This is a genomic window from Methylomonas methanica (genome assembly GCF_001644035.1).
GTDB classification, from domain to species: Bacteria; Pseudomonadota; Gammaproteobacteria; order Methylococcales; family Methylomonadaceae; genus Methylomonas; species Methylomonas methanica_A.
In genome coordinates this window covers 43,559-59,635 of the sequence record NZ_LUUG01000064.1, presented here as the reverse complement: position 1 = coordinate 59,635, position 16,077 = coordinate 43,559, and the positions used below count along the sequence as shown (strand labels likewise).

At 53.2% G+C, this 16,077-nt stretch carries 16 protein-coding genes; 11 read left to right on the top strand and 5 right to left on the bottom strand.

The genetic code is table 11. The features are described 5' to 3' along the window. Positions 1–1,953 (top strand): TolC family protein, encoded by a 1,953-nt coding sequence (locus A1332_RS10195; RefSeq protein WP_231890262.1) that lies wholly within the window; start codon positions 1–3, stop codon positions 1,951–1,953. 85 nt (positions 1,954–2,038) lie between these two features. On the opposite strand, the gene A1332_RS10190 is transcribed toward A1332_RS10195, so the two are convergent. After that, positions 2,039–2,515, bottom strand: coding sequence for an FKBP-type peptidyl-prolyl cis-trans isomerase (locus A1332_RS10190; protein ID WP_064008383.1), 477 nt, complete (start codon positions 2,513–2,515; stop codon positions 2,039–2,041). Positions 2,516–2,572: 57 nt separating this feature from the next. On the opposite strand from A1332_RS10190, the gene greB reads away from it, so the two are divergent. The 6 genes from greB (at position 2,573) to A1332_RS10165 (ending at position 5,623) form a co-directional block, all read left to right on the top strand. Continuing rightward, positions 2,573–3,064, top strand: coding sequence for a transcription elongation factor GreB (gene greB, locus A1332_RS10185; RefSeq protein ID WP_064008382.1), 492 nt, complete (start codon positions 2,573–2,575; stop codon positions 3,062–3,064). A 6-nt stretch (positions 3,065–3,070) separates the two neighbouring features. Further along, entirely contained in the window at positions 3,071–3,235 is a 165-nt protein-coding gene (locus A1332_RS25630) for a hypothetical protein (RefSeq protein ID WP_197491435.1), read from the top strand. Beyond that, entirely contained in the window at positions 3,232–3,624 is a 393-nt protein-coding gene (locus A1332_RS10180; RefSeq protein WP_064008381.1) for a gamma-glutamylcyclotransferase family protein, read from the top strand. The genes A1332_RS25630 and A1332_RS10180 overlap by 4 nt, the downstream gene beginning before the upstream one ends. Before the next feature lie 14 nt (positions 3,625–3,638). Next, positions 3,639–4,085, top strand: a complete 447-nt coding sequence (gene dtd, locus A1332_RS10175) for a D-aminoacyl-tRNA deacylase (protein ID WP_064008380.1) — start codon at positions 3,639–3,641, stop codon at positions 4,083–4,085. Between the two features lie 179 nt (positions 4,086–4,264). Further along, positions 4,265–4,831, top strand: a complete 567-nt coding sequence (locus A1332_RS10170) for a hypothetical protein (RefSeq protein WP_064008379.1) — start codon at positions 4,265–4,267, stop codon at positions 4,829–4,831. Positions 4,832–5,110: 279 nt separating this feature from the next. Next, entirely contained in the window at positions 5,111–5,623 is a 513-nt protein-coding gene (locus tag A1332_RS10165) for a hypothetical protein (RefSeq protein WP_064008378.1), read from the top strand. Between the two features lie 61 nt (positions 5,624–5,684). Here A1332_RS10165 and A1332_RS10160 read toward each other — a convergent pair whose 3' ends face one another. Further along, on the bottom strand, positions 5,685–6,080 hold the full coding sequence (locus A1332_RS10160) for a CBS domain-containing protein (RefSeq protein ID WP_064008377.1): 396 nt from the start codon (positions 6,078–6,080) through the stop codon (positions 5,685–5,687). A gap of 328 nt (positions 6,081–6,408) precedes the next feature. On the opposite strand from A1332_RS10160, the gene A1332_RS10155 reads away from it, so the two are divergent. Then, on the top strand, positions 6,409–8,439 hold the full coding sequence (locus A1332_RS10155) for a methyl-accepting chemotaxis protein (protein WP_064008376.1): 2,031 nt from the start codon (positions 6,409–6,411) through the stop codon (positions 8,437–8,439). Between the two features lie 30 nt (positions 8,440–8,469). Here A1332_RS10155 and A1332_RS10150 read toward each other — a convergent pair whose 3' ends face one another. Then, on the bottom strand, positions 8,470–8,826 hold the full coding sequence (locus A1332_RS10150) for a hypothetical protein (protein ID WP_064008375.1): 357 nt from the start codon (positions 8,824–8,826) through the stop codon (positions 8,470–8,472). Positions 8,827–9,034: 208 nt separating this feature from the next. On the opposite strand from A1332_RS10150, the gene A1332_RS10145 reads away from it, so the two are divergent. Next, on the top strand, positions 9,035–10,204 hold the full coding sequence (locus A1332_RS10145; RefSeq protein ID WP_064008374.1) for a right-handed parallel beta-helix repeat-containing protein: 1,170 nt from the start codon (positions 9,035–9,037) through the stop codon (positions 10,202–10,204). A gap of 3 nt (positions 10,205–10,207) precedes the next feature. On the opposite strand, the gene A1332_RS26290 is transcribed toward A1332_RS10145, so the two are convergent. Together A1332_RS26290 and A1332_RS10140 are read right to left on the bottom strand one after the other, a co-directional pair. Continuing rightward, positions 10,208–10,336, bottom strand: coding sequence for an MFS transporter small subunit (locus tag A1332_RS26290; RefSeq protein WP_269454650.1), 129 nt, complete (start codon positions 10,334–10,336; stop codon positions 10,208–10,210). Positions 10,337–10,354: 18 nt separating this feature from the next. Then, the gene (locus A1332_RS10140) at positions 10,355–11,749 is read right to left on the bottom strand and encodes an OFA family MFS transporter (protein WP_064008373.1); all 1,395 of its coding nucleotides are present in this window, start codon (positions 11,747–11,749) and stop codon (positions 10,355–10,357) included. Between the two features lie 321 nt (positions 11,750–12,070). Between A1332_RS10140 and A1332_RS10135 the strand changes: the two genes are divergently transcribed. Both A1332_RS10135 and A1332_RS10130 read left to right on the top strand, forming a co-directional pair. Next, positions 12,071–14,422 carry a TonB-dependent receptor gene (locus A1332_RS10135; RefSeq protein WP_082879632.1) on the top strand — a complete coding sequence of 784 codons (2,352 nt, stop codon included), beginning with the start codon at positions 12,071–12,073 and terminating at the stop codon, positions 14,420–14,422. Beyond that, complete coding sequence (locus A1332_RS10130) at positions 14,422–15,918, top strand: PepSY domain-containing protein (RefSeq protein ID WP_064008372.1); 1,497 nt, start codon at positions 14,422–14,424, stop codon at positions 15,916–15,918. Before A1332_RS10135 ends, A1332_RS10130 begins: the two co-directional genes overlap by 1 nt. The last annotated feature ends 159 nt before the right edge of the window (positions 15,919–16,077 follow it).

Genomic DNA, 16,077 nt, shown 5'->3' with positions numbered 1-16,077 from the left:
ATGAATCGTTTTGCAATCAAGCTATGTTGGTCGCCCCGGCCCCTGATTATCGCCGAGTTGAGCACGGGGTGGGCTGACGCGTTATTAACTCGGACTTCACGTATCGTTCGCCCCGAACCTGTCGAAGAGCTTAGGGCGCCACGCTTCGGCCGGCTCAGCCCAAACGGCGTACCCGAGAAAAAATACCCAGGTTTAACAAGGCGGATAAGCGCGCTGCTCTTTGTACCCTTACTGGTCAGTTGCGGACAGTATCTCGATACCAGCCCCGACCGTAAACTGGTCAAGCGGGTGGAAGAACGTCTGAAACCCGATGAGGGTTTGCCGCTACCGGCCATCTCGCAGCTGCCTCCGCAAACCGTGGAACAGGTCTTGCCCAAGTTTAAGGAAGGCCGGCCAAAATCGGCGACCATCCTGCCCCCGCCCAGCGCGGCGAAACCGGAATTGCCCAAAGCTGCGCCGAAAGCCAGCAAGCAGTTATCCATCTCGGCCGTGCGCAGCATGGCGTTAGAAAACAATCTGGATCTGAAAATCGCCCAGGCCGACCCGAAAATCGCCGCCACTGCGGTCAGCGAGGAAGAAGCCAAATTCGACGATTTGATCTTTGCCAAGGCCAAATACGGTAAGAAAAACACCCCGGCGCAAAATCTGGATGTCGTCAGTTTTACCCCGGTCGATCCCACTTCGCCGCTGAAAAACGAAATCGATAAACTCACCGCCGTGCCGCAGGAAACCGAAGTGTTGGACATGGAAGCCGGTATCGTCATTCCCTTGCGTACCGGTGCGAAAGTGACCGTCAGTTCGCCGTTCGACGGCAAGCGTCAGTTTCGTGGCGTGGCGTCCGACCAGTATCAAAATGCGCTGCGCTTCTCCATCAGTCAGCCGTTGCTGCGCGATGCGGGTATTTCCAACAACGTGGCCGGAATCCGCATCGCCCGTTACGAGCAACAAGCAGTAGACGTGAAAACTCGTCTGCAAGCAATTCGCGTGTTGGCGATGGTCGAGCGCGCATATTGGAGCCTGTATGTCGCCTGGGGAGAATTAGACGTACGCCGCCAACAATACGAAAACGCCTCCAACAACCTGAGCATGGTGAGGAAACGGGTAGCGGAAGGCTTGACCGCCAGCGTGGAAATCAACCGTGCCGAAATCGGCGTGGCCGAACGTTTGGAGTCGCTGATCATCGCCGAAACCAGCTTAAAAACCCGCCAGCGCCAGCTGAAGTTATTGTTGAATGCACCCGGTCTGGATTTGGATTCGCAAACCCTGCTGATCCCCGATACCTCGCCGACCTTATTAGAATTCAATCTGGACCGTGAACAACTGGCGCAACGCGCCTTGGATGGGCGCTTGGAGTTGCTGGAACTGGAATTAAAGCTGGCCGCCGATTTGACCAAGATCGATTATCTCAGCAATCAAACGCTGCCGATGTTCATGCTGGATTACAACTACGCCGCGCTGGGCCGCGACACCTCGTCCTATGGCGGCGCCTTCGATCAGACCTTGAGCGGCAATTATTCAGATTGGTCGGTGGGCTTACGCGTGGAAATCCCGCTGAGCAACGAACTGCGCCGCGCGCGTCTGGACCGCGCCGTGCAGGAACGCATGCAACGTCTGACCACCCAACAACTGCGCGAATTGAGTGTGCGCCGGGAAATCTACGATGCCTTGGATCAAATGAGCCAGAACTGGCAACGTATTCTAGCCACCCGCCAAAACGTGGTGCTGGCCGGCCTGAATTACGACGCCGAGCTAAAACAATTTAAGGAAGGCCTGCGGACGATGACCGAGGTACTGGAAACCCTCACTCGCCTTGGCGAAGCGCAGCTACGTGAGGTGCGCGCCATCGGCGATTATCAAGTCTCGATGATAGACTTGGCGTTTGCCACCGGGACATTGCTGGGACATAGCCGGGTGGATTTGGGCCTGGACACTACGGCCCATTCGATTCGATAGTTCCAGCCGTGCGAAATGCATTAGAAATGTAAGCGATAAAAGCCGCGCATTTATCGCTTACTGACTTGCAGCTAAGGGGCAGCTGCTAGTGATGGCAACCTGAGCCATGGATATGCCCATGGGCCACTTCATCGGCTGTCGCAGGTCTGACGTCGATAACTTCTACATCAAAGGTCAAATCTTCGCCGGCTAAAGGATGGTTGCCGTCGATGGTAACATCGTCGCCGTCAATCTCGACGATGGTGATAATGCCCGGGCCGTGGCTAACGTCTGCATGAAACTGCATGCCGATATCGATATCCATACCGTCGAACATTTTTTTGGAGACCACCTGGATCATCTCTTCGGAGACTTCACCGTAAGCCTGATCGGCGGCGATGGTGACGTTGAATTTGTCGCCGGCTTGCTTGCCGTTTAACGCCGCTTCCAGTCCGGCAATGATGTTGCCCGCGCCATGCAAATATAACAAGGGCTCTTCGCCTCTGGAACTGTCCAGCTGCTCACCGTCTTGGTTGGTTAAGGTATAATGGATGGAAACAGCTGTTTTGTCTGTGATTTGCATAAGCGTCTTCGCTGGATGAAAAAAGCCGACATCATATAACCTTTTCCCCGAAAAAACATGTCACGCTGGCGACCGCCCCGCCCCAAATCTTCGCCGTACATCACCGCCGAAGGCTATCGCACCCTGGAAACCGAGCTGAAACAGCTCTGGGAACGGCGCAAAGATGTGACCATAGCCTTGTCAGCGGCCGCAGCGGAAGGCGATCGCAGCGAAAACGCAGAGTATATCTACCGGAAAAAAGAACTGCGGGAAATCGACCGGCGCATTCATTACCTGCAAAAACGTTTGCCGTCGTTGACGGTGGTGTCCGAAAAGCCGAGCAATCGTGATCAGGTGTTTTTCGGCGCCTGGGTGACCTTGGAAACCATGGACGGCGACGAAATCACTTATCGCATCGTCGGCGCAGATGAAATCGATACCACGGGCGGCTTGATCAGCCTGGATTCGCCGCTGGCTAAGGCATTATTGAAGAAAAATCTGGATGACGAAATAACTGTCCGTCACGCCGAGCAGGAAACGCGTTATTACATTACCGCAATCCGTTACTGAAAACCTATGAGCACGCAAGCCTCGTTTACACGTTTGAAATGGTTCGTGATCATCCTGCTGCTGACTATTGTCGAAATCGGTCCGATTCCGCTAATGGGCTTGACCATGCTGTATATCGTGGCGTTCCGTCCACGCTGGTTCAAGGAATTGGTCGACCGCATTTATTCATGACAAAACCGCAATACCTGTTTGTCTACGGCACACTGCGCCGAAACCGTCAAAGTCAAAGCCAACACGCATTTCTCGAAGCTTGTGATTACCTCAGCGACGCGTCCATGCCCGGAGAGCTTTACGAAATTGAGGCTTATCCGGGCGCTATTACTGGCGGGACAAAGCTGGTCAAAGGCGAACTGTATCTAATGCAAAACCCCGAACAAACGCTGTCGGCACTGGATATTTACGAAGAATGCGCCGCGCATTTCCCGCAGCCGCACGAATACATCCGCCGTGAACTACAGGTAAGTTTGCCGGATGGGCAAACCGTTTCGGCTTGGACCTATCTTTACAATCGGCCGCTGGACGGATTGATACGTATCGACGACGGCGACTACCTAAACTAATTGCAGGAACACTCATGATCAGCATCATCCAGCGCGTGACCCAAGCCAAAGTCACGGTAGACGGGAGCGACATCGGCGTTATCGGCACCGGTATCATGGCCTTGGTAGCAGTCGAGAAAGCCGATACACCCAAGCAAGCCGACCGTTTGCTGGAGCGGATTTTGAATTACCGCATCTTTGCGGATGCAGATGACAAAATGAATCTCAGTTTGCGCGATATTGAGGGCGGCCTGCTGCTGGTACCGCAATTTACCCTGGCAGCCAATACCGATACCGGCAACCGGCCTAGCTTTGCTTCGGCGGCCCCGCCGGAATTGGGCCGGGAATTATTCGCGTATTTGCAAAATCGTGCGTTGGATATCTACCCGACCTGCCAGTTCGGCGAGTTCGGCGCAGATATGAAAGTAGCATTGATCAACGACGGCCCGGTAACTTTTACGTTACGTTGCCAGGAAAAATAGCTCGGCAACCAAATTTTGGCATCGATTCTCCTGCCTCCTCGCTGATCCATCGCAAGCAAACACCCCATACCAAACTTTCAGAGACACAAATAAACTGTGTTAAATAACACAATTTATTTGCCTAACGTGTATCTTGCCCCTACAATTGCGCCACCTTAATCACCAAACGAGAAATACATATGAAAATTCAACATTTGCTAATCGCCTTAACCTTGCCGGCTTTGCTGACCCTGACAGGCTGCGAATCCGCAAAACCGGTCGAAGCAACTGCTGAGCCAGCGGTAGTGGCGCCCGTAACCGCCGCACCAGCTGAAACCGCCGCCCCGGCACCAGCGGCACCCGCCATGTCCCCGGAACATTGCGCTAAACATAAAGCCGATGCCGCAGCGCACAATTGCGTTGAGCATTGCGCCAAACACAAAGGTAAAAAAGGCAAAGCCTGCCTGAAACATTGCGCCGATAAAGCCGCGGCCGAACACGATTGCGCGAAACATTGCGCCGATCACCCAGGTGCTAAGGATAAAGTCTGCGCCCAACATTGCGCGCAAGATGCCAATGCCAGCGCCCACCAATGCGGCACCGAGCATTGTGCGCATCACGAAGCCGCCGCTGCCGCCAATTGCAGCAGCCAACATTGCGCCCATCATCAAGGTGGCGCAGCCCATGATTGCAGCGCGGATCATTGCAAAAAACACGGCGGCGACATGGCCGACTGCTGCGGTTCCGCACATAAATGTGATAAGTAGTTTGTAATCTCAGATCAGATTCGGGTTTAACTGCGGCGACTACACCATCCGCAGTTAAGCCCGATCAAACAAATCCCGCTCTTCGGGCTTACCCTAGCTCCTCAAAAAGTCCAATACCACGCTTCTCCGGACGGCTAGACTAGCCGCCAACCGCCGCCAACTTATTCAACAGCCGACAAGTGCATCTTTTAGATTGCCGAATGGCTAATATCTGCGCTAAATTCTCAAATTAGGCCACAACAGGCCGTCAGACAATTTTATTCAGCAATAGAGGACCTCATGGCCGAATCCAATCAAAATCCCGCTATCGCCGCCGCGATCATTGGTGTAATCGGCTCTATCAGCGTCGCCATCATCACTAACTGGGATAAATTGACTGGACAACAAAAGACCGCCGAATCGCCCCCGACTCAGCAAATCGCGACGGCAATTTATCCACCGATTGACAAGACAAAACCCGCAGTTGTCGAGTCTTTGCCGGTCATCGACATCAGCGGCGACTGGTATAACCCCGCCGCGCCGACTGCAGGCGGCACCCACATCGACCAACAGAGCGACAGTTTTGAATTCCAGGGGTGGGGGATACTAGCGCAAGGCATAGGCTACACATCAAAGGGTAGCGGTAATCTGATCAATCAAACCCTGACTTACGATTACACTGCACAGTACCAAAACGGCTGGGTATCGAAGGGTAATTGTACCGGTACGGTAACGCCAAACGGCGCGAAGATTACCGCGACTTGCACCGATACCATCATGGGTACCTATGTGTCCGCCGGCGTGCGGCAATAAGCTGGACAAGGCACAGACAACGACTCGCGGGGAATGGCTGTCTGTCCTTGAACTAAAACATCTAACGAATGGCTAACAACGCTCTTAACACGTCGACCCGGCTAATCATGCCGACAAACTGATCGTTCTGAAAAACCGGAAAACTCCTGGTCGGCGATTCCTGAAATTTGCTGGCAACATCCACGAGACTGGCATCGGCATTAACAAATTGCGGGTCTTTGCTCATGAACTCCCCGACTTTTCCGGCCATGCTTTGGTTGTAAGCGGATTCAACAAACACCTTCATGCCGTCTTTTTCGGAAAATATCCCCACCAACTTACCTTGCTGGTCCACAACCGGCACGCTAGTCACTTTGTGGTCCAGTAAGATTTTAACCGCCTGAGAAATTTCGGTATCGGGGGTAACGGTAACGATTTTGGTCGACATATAATCGACTACAGCTATTTTGGCTAGCATGGTGTACCTCCTGTTATTATTTTTTATTCTACGTTTGGACAGCCATGCAAGCGACCGGTTCAGCGATCAGCTAACTTCTGCCCTATGCGATTATTATAAATATTCCCCGCACTAGCTAGCTTTATTATTCCCGGCAACATGGAAGCAACGGCTATTTCCAAGAACGCGGGAGTGCTTACCCGACCCTTGAATGTTGTGTTCCCACCCGCGCGGGAACACAACTTTCAAGGGTCGGGCGAATAAGCGACAAAATGACTGTACAACTTGCGTATCAGTCTAAACTTGTCAAACCGCACATTGACGTTTCTACTGAAAATGGATACCGCTTATGCTTGATCCCCTTAGTAATCACTCCGGCCCCCAGGATTTTTCCTTACGCAAGCTATTGACCGTATTGACTGCCACGGTAGCTCTACTACTGGTGGTCGGTAATCTATTTGTTTGGATCAGCCACGACAAACTACAAACAGCGGAAGCCGAAAAACAGCGTCTGATAAACGCTACCCTGGCTTTTAAAAATGTTCGCTATCACGTGGTGCAAATCCAGCAATTTCTTACTGATGCGTCAGCGGTAGGTGAAGACGATTACAGCGAAGCCTTGGCGGAAAAAAACGCCGCTCATGCGGAACTGACGAGTTTACTGACGATGATGCCGGACATGAAACTGGCGATTAAAGACGCCGATAACGCCGTGAGTGAGCTTTACGCCACCGGCGAACGCATGGCAGATGCTTATTTTCAGCAAGGTCGGGAAGCCGGCAACCTGATCATGAAAGCTCCGGAGAATGGCTTCGATGCGGCCTCGGAAATTCTGGCCAACAAACTCAATCAGCTAGCCGGCACCTTGGAACAACAAGCCAACGCCGCCTCGCAGCAGCAAAACCAGATGCAAAGCCAAATGTTTACGGTCAGCGCCACGGTTGCCGGCCTGGCTTTGTTATTGATCGTGTCCGCCAATGTCTGGCTGATGCGAAAATTATTTACCGTACTGGGCGGCGAACCCAGCTATGCGTCGAAAATTGCCGGCAGTATCGCCAAGGGCCAGCTAGACATCAACGTCGCCACCGAGAAAAACGATACCAGCAGTCTCTTGGCGATTATGAAGCTGATGGGCCAGGAACTGACCAGTCATATGCGCGAGATCAACGCGGTTAGCAAGCAAATCGGCCAGTCTTCCTACCAAATATCCAATATCTCCGGCGGCATTTCCAATGCCAACCGCTCGGAACAGGCTCGATCTTCCGACGTCAAAACCGCTACGGAACAATTACGTAACACCACCGAAGAAGTCGAACGCTTTTCCGTAGAAATCCGCCACCGCACCCAGGAAACGCAAAACACCGCGCAAAAAGGCATCGTCGCCGTTAACGAAAATCTGGATGAAATGCGCCGGGTTGTGAAAGAAGTGGAAAGCGCGGAAGCGAAAACCCTGGCGCTACGCCAAGCCAATCGACAAATTCAGGATATTACTACCACCATCCGTAACATCACCGAGCAAACCAATCTATTGGCCTTAAACGCCGCCATCGAAGCGGCCAGAGCCGGGGAATACGGCAGAGGCTTTGCGGTGGTAGCCGATGAAGTGCGAAAACTGGCACAAAACGCCTCCAGCGCTACCGCCGAAATCGCCAGCATTATTGGCGAATTAACCAAAATCATCGAAGAAAACACGCTCGCGATGGGCTCTATCATCCAGACCACCAAACAAGGTATGGAAAAAGCCGAAACCACCAGCATAGTCATAAACGAGATTGTTGGTCAGATAGAAGAAAATGCGGGTACCGCGCAACAAATTTCCACGGTCGCTCAACACCAACTGGACAATGTCAACCAGTTACAAGCCAGAGTACAAGCCTTGTTCGAGGCGTTGGGCCAAAACGAATCCAAGGTGCACATCACCCGAACTATCAGCGACGATCTCTACGTGGTCACCGAAAAAATGCGCACCATGCTCGAGCACTTCAGTTTCGATGCGCAGTGGACCGCCAAGCCCGCCGCCAACGAACATCGCAAATTCCCACGCAGCAGCCACTATTTGCTGGCGCATATCGAAATCAACGATTTGGTGCTTGACGGGGTCACCGCCGATTTCAGCATGTCCGGCGCCTGTCTGCGCCTGCCAGTGGCACTGCCCTGCCCGCTAAACAGCTCCATTACTATTCAGCTGCGCATTCCGTACGACAATATTCAGCAATACGAATCCCAACTGCCGCTGGAGCTTACATGCACCCTAGTCTGGCACAAACCCGTGGATGGCGAACACCACTACGGTGTCAAATTCAACGAATTCATGCCACCGGAAACAGCACAGAGCTTAAAAGCCTGTTTCGCCTTTTTCAACAACTCCGCGACATATTAGCCACGGTTTGAAAATACTCGGCGCAAAAGCTCAATCGAACGCGTTGCAGCAAGGGCACTTCCAATCGACATCCGCTGGCCGCGTCGGGTGTACGTGATTCAGCAGTTTTTTCGAGCCGCCGAAATCATGGTAGTTTCGGCAAACTTTTTCGAACGCGGCCTTGGGCGATGCGGCATAACTAAACTTAAATTTGGGATACCTGCCCACATGTTGTTTCAAGCGGGCATTCAAATCGGTTTCCGAACGGCCGACGTATTTGACGACAAATTTATTGGTTTTCTGATTGATGATGCCCAAGGCGTAATTGCCCTCGGCGCTTTCGGTGATTAGTTCGTTGATTTTGGCATTGCTCAAATCGTAAGCCCCTTGCATATCAAGTGAAGCCATGTGTCCTCCAGTAGCGTCTAGCTATTCTTATAATCAAGTCGTAGGTCTGGCAAATATGCCTGATGGCAGGATAATACTCTCATCTGGGTCAAGTATTACTTTAAATATTTCAAGTTCAGTCCTGCACATTTGTAACGGGCCACGCGACCGGACAGAATATACAGCTTAGGTTTAATCAACTTTAGAGGTGTCCACACCAGGAGCCGGCATGCATCGCTTGATTTTTTCGGGGTGTTTGATAGGTGTTTTTAGTTTGCTGCTGGCCCTCCCTGCGCACAGCACCGAATGGCAAGTCGGCCCGCAGCGCGCGCTTAAACTGCCTAGCGCTGCTGCGAAACTGGCCAAAGACGGCGATATAGTCAGCATCGATGCCGGGCTATATCAGGGCGATGTCGGCAGCTGGCCGCAGCATGGCCTGACCCTACGCGGTGTGGGAGGCGCCGCCCATCTGGATGCGCTCGGCAAATCAGCGGAAGACAAAGCTATTTGGGTATTAAAAGGCAACGACATCGTCGTTGAGAATATCGAACTCTCAGGCGCCACCGCGCCGGCTCTGAATGCTGCCGGCATTCGATTCGAGGGTACTAATCTGACTATGAAGAACTGTCATTTCCATCACAACCAGATGGGCATCTTGACCGGCTTCAATGCAAACAGCGCGATTCTGATTGAATATTCGGAGTTTAACGACAATACCGTCGATTATCCGCGCTACGGCAAACTGGGCCATAACATCTACATCGGCAATATCCGCCGTTTTACCCTGCGGAACTCTTATGTCCACGATGCCAGTACCGGCCATAACGTCAAATCGCGGGCCAGGGAAAACTATATTCTTTACAATCGCATAACCGACGAGCGTAACGGCTCCAGCTATCTGGTGGATTTACCCGATGGCGGCGTTGGCTATCTGATCGGCAATCTGTTTCATCAAGGTGCAAACACCGAAAATACGGCGATGCTGGCATTTGCCGCCGAACACAATCAAACCCAGCCGAATCAACAGCTGTATCTAATAAACAACACCTTCGTCAACGACCACCCCGGCGGCTCGTTTCTGAATAATCACAGTATTGCGACAGCGATGTTAATCAACAATCTGTTGATAGGCGAAGCCACCGAACTGCTTGGTCCCAACCTGGAAAACCACGACCTAAGGGCTACGACAAATGTGTTAAGCGATCCGGCAAGTTACGATTACCGCCTGAAGTCAGACGCCCCGGCAATCGATCAAGGCATCTCGCCCGGATTTGCCGCCAACGGGTTTCCACTTGATCCGCAATTTGTTTACCGTCATCCGTACGGCAGCGAAAAACGCCGGCAACAAGGAGCGCTTGATGTGGGTGCCTACGAATTTATCACCAAACAGCCGGATTAAACCTCAGCCGAACAAGGCCAAGGCTTTTTTCAACGTAGACCACACGCCCCAACTGAGCGGAATCAGCACATAAAGCCAAAATACAGCCAACAGCCAGGGGCTGGAAGATTTACTCGATTCAGAGTTATTCATGGATTGCCCCTGCCTTGCTTAATGATCGGCATCATCGGCCGGATAAATACCATCCAGCTCGTCGAAATCGCCGTGTTTCATATGATGTTTCTCATGTACCGGGCGGATCGACAGATTGGCGATAAAGCCCACCACCAATAGTCCGGCCATGATGTACATGGTCACGTTGTAGGCATCGGCCTTTGCTACGCCCTGGCTTATTTGATATTCGCGGATGTAATTGACCAACACCGGCCCCAACACCCCGGCGGTGGACCAGGCCGTCAGCAAGCGGCCGTGTATGCCGCCAACGAAACGGGTGCCGAAAATATCCGCCAAATAAGCCGGAATCGTCGAAAAACCGCCGCCGTACATGCTCATGATCAAGGCGTACAAGAGCACGAACAACGCCATATTGCCGGTCATACCCATGGTGGGTATCGTGGAATACAAGCCAGCGCCGACTGCGAAAAAAATAAAGTAGGTGTTTTTACGGCCTAGGTAATCCGAAGCCGACGACCAGAAAAACCGCCCACCCATGTTAAACAAGCTCAGCAAACCGACGAAACCGGCCGCCGAAGCCGGCGTTACCGAACCTTTAAACATCTCTTGTATCATCACCGAGGCCTGCCCCAACACGCCAATGCCGGCCGTCACATTCAGGCACAACACCAGCCACAGCAAATAAAATTGCGGGGTTTTCAGGGCTTGGTCGATATGCACATGCTTGTCGGTGATCATTTTGTTTTGCACCAGCGGCGGCGTCCATCCCGCCGGTTGCCAATTCGGCGGGGGGATACGGATGGTCAGCGCGCCTATCAGCATCGAACAAAAATACAGCCCGCCCATCACCAGAAAAGTTTGCACGACCCCGACCGATTCGGCCGATTTGAAATGATCCATCAGCAGCACCGACAAGGGCGCGCCTATCATCGCGCCGCCGCCGAAACCCATGATGGCCATCCCGGTCGCCATACCGCGCCGATCCGGAAACCATTTGATCAAAGTCGATACCGGCGACACATAGCCCAAACCCAAACCGATACCGCCGATGACCCCGTAACCCAGATAAATCAACCAGATTTCGTGCAGGTGCACACCCAGCGCGGAGATCAAAAAGCCGCCGCCAAAGCAGCAAGCCGCGACGAACATGGTCAAGCGTGGCCCGACTTTTTCCAGCCATTTACCGCCGAATGCCGCCGACAAACCTAAAAACACAATCGCCAAGCTGAAGATCCAGCCCAAGGTAGTCAGCTTCCAATCGTCCGGCGCGGAACTAGCGACACCTATCACTCGCGTCAACGGATCGTTAAACACACTAAATGCGTAGGCTTGGCCGATGCACAAATGCACCGACAGAGCCGCCGGCGGCACCAACCAACGGCTATAGCCGGGCTGAGCGACGCTATGTTGTTTGGAAAAAAATCCCGACATGCTTGAATCCGAGGTTTAGCTAAATTTTAGATATTGGCGTTTTACCACAGCGCCGGCCTGAGCGACATTTTAGCATTGCCGGCCGGCAGGCTTTAAATCCAATATCGGCCAAGCCTCATTCCCCACACTCACTCACCGAATTAGCTTCAAGCTTGCGAATTAAGCCATATGCCGCAAACCACCTCACTTACCAAACATAGTTTAATTAAAAAATTAGTACCCTAGCTACCGCGCTCCCTGCCATTCCAGTGCTTCGGATATGGGCACACTACTTGCTGACTCGGAAAAGCCTTATCACTTTTAAATACCTGACTATAAACAATGAAAAAAACCAAGTTACAGGATTTTCCAGTTACGCAAACCAGCCAACTGGCCGGCGTCGCCGCGTTGCTTTTGACGCTGCACGGCATCGCTCACGCCGCTGAGCCATCGCCAATCGACGATCTAAAGGCTGGCGAAACAAGCAGCAAAAACAAAACCACCAAAGCCGTTAGCCAAACACAAACCAGCGACTCAGCCACTACGCTGGACACCGTAACCGTAGCCGGCTCGGTGCCGCTAAATCCGCCCAACCAAAAACCGCAGCTCGATACCGAAGCCGCCACCGGCAGCCGCTTGGGTCTGACGCCCCGCGAGACGCCGGCTTCGATCACCATCATTGATAGAGCTACTTTCGAAAAACGCGGCGCACAGACTACGCAGGAAGCCTTGGAAAAAGCACCGGGTATTCTGGTGTCTTCACAACCCGGCTCGGCAGGTTCTGTGTCGATGCGCGGCTTTACCGGCGCGCAAATCACCCAGTTATTTAACGGCATTACCGTGCAATACGATGTGGTTGCCGCTCGGCCCATCGACAGCTGGATTACCGACAGAGTGGAGGTGTTGGGCGGACCGTCTACATTCTTATACGGTCAAGGTGCGGTAGGCGGCTCGGTCAACTATGTCAGCAAAATCGCGCATCGCGGTCCGGATGAACACCACGGATTGGTCTCACTTGGTGAGTATTTAAACCGCCGAGCTTCCTATGGTTTCAATGGCCAACTGGGCAATACCGATAACTGGCTGCAAGCCGACATCAGCTATTTGGGGTCCGAGGGTTATATCGACAACACGGAAGCCGATTCCGGCGTGATGTCGTTTTCCTTGTTGAGCGACATCACCTCCAAACTGTCGCATACCATCGCCTTTGAGCATCAGATGGAAGACCGGGACTCTTACTGGGGCACGCCGGTACTCAATCCGGTTGTGAACGGCAGAATCGTCCCTTGGGGCAGCGAGGGCTTAGGGCCTATGGAAGGCCAGACAGACCCTGGCACCCGCTTTAAAAACTATAACGCCACCGGCTCGGTATTCGATCAGCAGGTGTTCTGGTTACGCGATATTGTCGATTATCAGCTATCCGATAACACCCAATTCAAAAACACCTTTTATTATTACAAAGCGGATCGCCAATACCTGAACGTTGAAGGTTACGATTGGAACAGCACCAACTCCCGGATCACCCGCAACCTGTCGTTTGCAGTGAATCACGACCAAGCCTTGGTCGGCAACCGTTTCGAAATCGTGCACAGCACCAATTGGTTTAGCCTACCCTCCAAAATATCCGCCGGCGTCGATATCGCCTACAACAAACAAACTCGCGCCCCCAGCATGGAAAGCTCGTCTGGCACTGTGAGTGTCGTCGATCCATATAATTTCAGCACCGGCACCTACTACGACAACCCTTTAGCCACCGGACCAATCTCCAACGCCCGCAACGAGCTGTATACCGTGGCCGGCTATGCCGAAAACCGCCTGACCCTGGTGCCCGATCTTAATCTGATCACCGGCGTGCGGGTTGACGATATTCGTCTGGATGCAAAAAATCTACGTACCTCGTTCGTGCCGCCGACCGCCACCAACCCTGCCGCTTTCGGTCGGCGCTGGACTGCTGTGACCTGGCGGGCGGCGTTGATGTATGACATCACTTCCACCTTTAATGTGTATGCCCAATACAGCACCGCAGCCGATCCGCCGTCCGGCATTTTGACCACCGGCACCTTCGCTGCGCTGCAAGACTTCGATCTCACCACGGGCCGGCAGGCGGAGGTGGGCACCAAATTCGATTTCTGGGACGGCAGAGGCTCGGCAACGCTGGCAGGTTATTACATCGAACGCAAAAACCTATCGATGACCGATCCAACGGACCGTAATCGGCAGTTACCCATAGGTGCACAATCCTCCGGCGGCGTGGAAGCCAATATCGGCGTGCAACTCACCGATGAATGGAGCGTACAAGGCAACATGGCCTATGTCGATGCCCAATACGACAAATTCCTGCAAACCGTCGGCACCAGCACGGTGTCCAGAAAAGGCAATCGACCCACCAACGTCGCCAAATGGGTGGCCAACGCCTGGCTGACCTGGGATTTCGATGCCGATTGGCAATGGAATTTCGGCTCACGCTATGTCGGCGACCGCTTCGTGGATACCGCCAACCTGATCAAAGCCCCGGCCTATGCGGTATTCGATACCCAACTGTCCTGGAAATTTAATCCAAAGGCCACGGTCACCGCGCGGGTTAAAAACCTGTCCGACGAACAATACGTCGAATGGGGTAATGGCGGTAACGCCCCACTATTCTTTGTCGCGGCGCCACGTACCTTCATGATGGAATTGAAAGTAGACTTTTAATGCTCACCAGGCTCAAGCGCTATCTATACCTGAGCCATCGCTGGATCGGTATAGTGCTATGCCTGTTTATGGCTATGTGGTTCGTATCCGGGGTAGTGATGATGTATATCGGCTACCCCAAACTTACACCGATGGAAAAACTCGGCGGCTTGCCTGGTTTGGCCGCGGAGCGCTGCCATATCAGCCTGGCGCAAGCACTGGCCGCTACTGGCCAAGCCAAAAGCCCGGATAGCGTGCGCTTGACCAGCGTGGCTGGCGCGCCGCGTTATATATTTGCTTACGGCAAAATGAAAATCGCCGTCGATGCCGAAACCGGGAACCGTATCGATCACGTCACGCCGGCCCAGGCGCTGGCATCAGCCGCGAGTTTTCTGACGACAGCCGGCGGCCATTATCTGGACAGTATCAATGAAGATGCCTGGACGCATTCCAAAGCGTTGGACGAATATCGCCCGCTACACCGCGTGCAAATGGACGACGAGCAAGGCACGCTGCTTTATATTTCCAACACTACCGGCGAAGTGGTACGCGATGCCAATCACAACGAACGCATCTGGAACTGGCTGGGCGCCTGGATTCACTGGTTGTACCCGTTTCGCGGCGGCGCACTCGACCACTACGCTGCCGACATCATCATTTACACCGCGCTGGCCGGTTCGATATTGAGCCTGCTTGGCATCGCGGTTGGCCTACTGCGTTGGCGGTTTAAGGGCTATTACAAGCACGGTGCGAAAACCCCATACCGCAACGGCTGGATGCGTTGGCATCATTTGTTGGGTTTAGGATTCGGTGTGATCGCTTTCACCTGGATATTGAGCGGATTATTTTCCATGAATCCTTGGAAAATATTCGACTCCACCGCCGCCAAACCCAACCTCCAGACCTACATGGGCGGAGAAATTTCGCCGCACTATTTCCCATTATCCGTAGCGGAGGCCTTGGCGCGCTTTCAAGAAGCAGGCTTTCAAGCGCGGGAAATAGAATGGCGCTTACTAAACAGTCAGGGCTATTACATCGCCTTTGACGGCCTGGGCCGCAGCCGCATCCTGACGGCACAGGCTAATGGCCGGGTTTTCGAGAAATTAGGCTGGCCGGAGCTGCAAAACGCAGCGGAACGGCTTATGGGTCAAAGTAAAGTCGTCGGGCAACGCGTGTTAAGCGAATACGATTTTTACTACTACAGCCGCGCCGCGCACACCATGACCGGACACATCGACAAACGCTTGCCGATCCTGCGTCTGGAGTTTACCGACCCGGCCAGCACCTGGCTGCATCTGGATCCCTACACCGGCAACTTCAGTACACTCGATGCCGGTAGACGCCTCAGCCGTTGGCTGTTTGCCTTTCTGCACAGTTGGGACTGGCTGCCGTTGCTGAACAATCGGCCTATCTGGGATATTTTGTTGCTAGCGTTTAGCGCCGGCGGCCTGTTGATTAGCGTAAGCGGCATAGTGATCGGCTGGCAGCGCGTGAAGCGAAAGCTGTCTACTCATTAAGCCAACCCATAATTAACATAGATCCCGGGCAGGCGGGAAACCAGCCCTTGGTGATGAACACTATAGAAGCATCACCGCCTTAAACGTTAACAGTTAGAAAACCTCAGCCAAAACGCTTATTCTGTAGCAGCTAAAACGTTAACCTAGCCAGCGTATTCC

What these genes read in the sequence shown, in the direction of transcription:
- A1332_RS10135 (WP_082879632.1), top strand. Translation starts at nt 12,071, where the DNA reads ATGAAAAAAACCAAGTTACAGGATTTTCCAGTTACGCAAACCAGCCAA.
- A1332_RS10150 (WP_064008375.1), bottom strand. Translation starts at nt 8,826, where the DNA reads ATGGCTTCACTTGATATGCAAGGGGCTTACGATTTGAGCAATGCCAAA.
- A1332_RS10145 (WP_064008374.1), top strand. Translation starts at nt 9,035, where the DNA reads ATGCATCGCTTGATTTTTTCGGGGTGTTTGATAGGTGTTTTTAGTTTG.
- A1332_RS10170 (WP_064008379.1), top strand. Translation starts at nt 4,265, where the DNA reads ATGAAAATTCAACATTTGCTAATCGCCTTAACCTTGCCGGCTTTGCTG.
- A1332_RS10165 (WP_064008378.1), top strand. Translation starts at nt 5,111, where the DNA reads ATGGCCGAATCCAATCAAAATCCCGCTATCGCCGCCGCGATCATTGGT.
- A1332_RS10140 (WP_064008373.1), bottom strand. Translation starts at nt 11,749, where the DNA reads ATGTCGGGATTTTTTTCCAAACAACATAGCGTCGCTCAGCCCGGCTAT.
- A1332_RS10160 (WP_064008377.1), bottom strand. Translation starts at nt 6,080, where the DNA reads ATGCTAGCCAAAATAGCTGTAGTCGATTATATGTCGACCAAAATCGTT.
- A1332_RS10195 (WP_231890262.1), top strand. Translation starts at nt 1, where the DNA reads ATGAATCGTTTTGCAATCAAGCTATGTTGGTCGCCCCGGCCCCTGATT.
- A1332_RS10180 (WP_064008381.1), top strand. Translation starts at nt 3,232, where the DNA reads ATGACAAAACCGCAATACCTGTTTGTCTACGGCACACTGCGCCGAAAC.
- A1332_RS10155 (WP_064008376.1), top strand. Translation starts at nt 6,409, where the DNA reads ATGCTTGATCCCCTTAGTAATCACTCCGGCCCCCAGGATTTTTCCTTA.
- A1332_RS10130 (WP_064008372.1), top strand. Translation starts at nt 14,422, where the DNA reads ATGCTCACCAGGCTCAAGCGCTATCTATACCTGAGCCATCGCTGGATC.
- A1332_RS26290 (WP_269454650.1), bottom strand. Translation starts at nt 10,336, where the DNA reads ATGAATAACTCTGAATCGAGTAAATCTTCCAGCCCCTGGCTGTTGGCT.
- A1332_RS10190 (WP_064008383.1), bottom strand. Translation starts at nt 2,515, where the DNA reads ATGCAAATCACAGACAAAACAGCTGTTTCCATCCATTATACCTTAACC.
- dtd (WP_064008380.1), top strand. Translation starts at nt 3,639, where the DNA reads ATGATCAGCATCATCCAGCGCGTGACCCAAGCCAAAGTCACGGTAGAC.
- A1332_RS25630 (WP_197491435.1), top strand. Translation starts at nt 3,071, where the DNA reads ATGAGCACGCAAGCCTCGTTTACACGTTTGAAATGGTTCGTGATCATC.
- greB (WP_064008382.1), top strand. Translation starts at nt 2,573, where the DNA reads ATGTCACGCTGGCGACCGCCCCGCCCCAAATCTTCGCCGTACATCACC.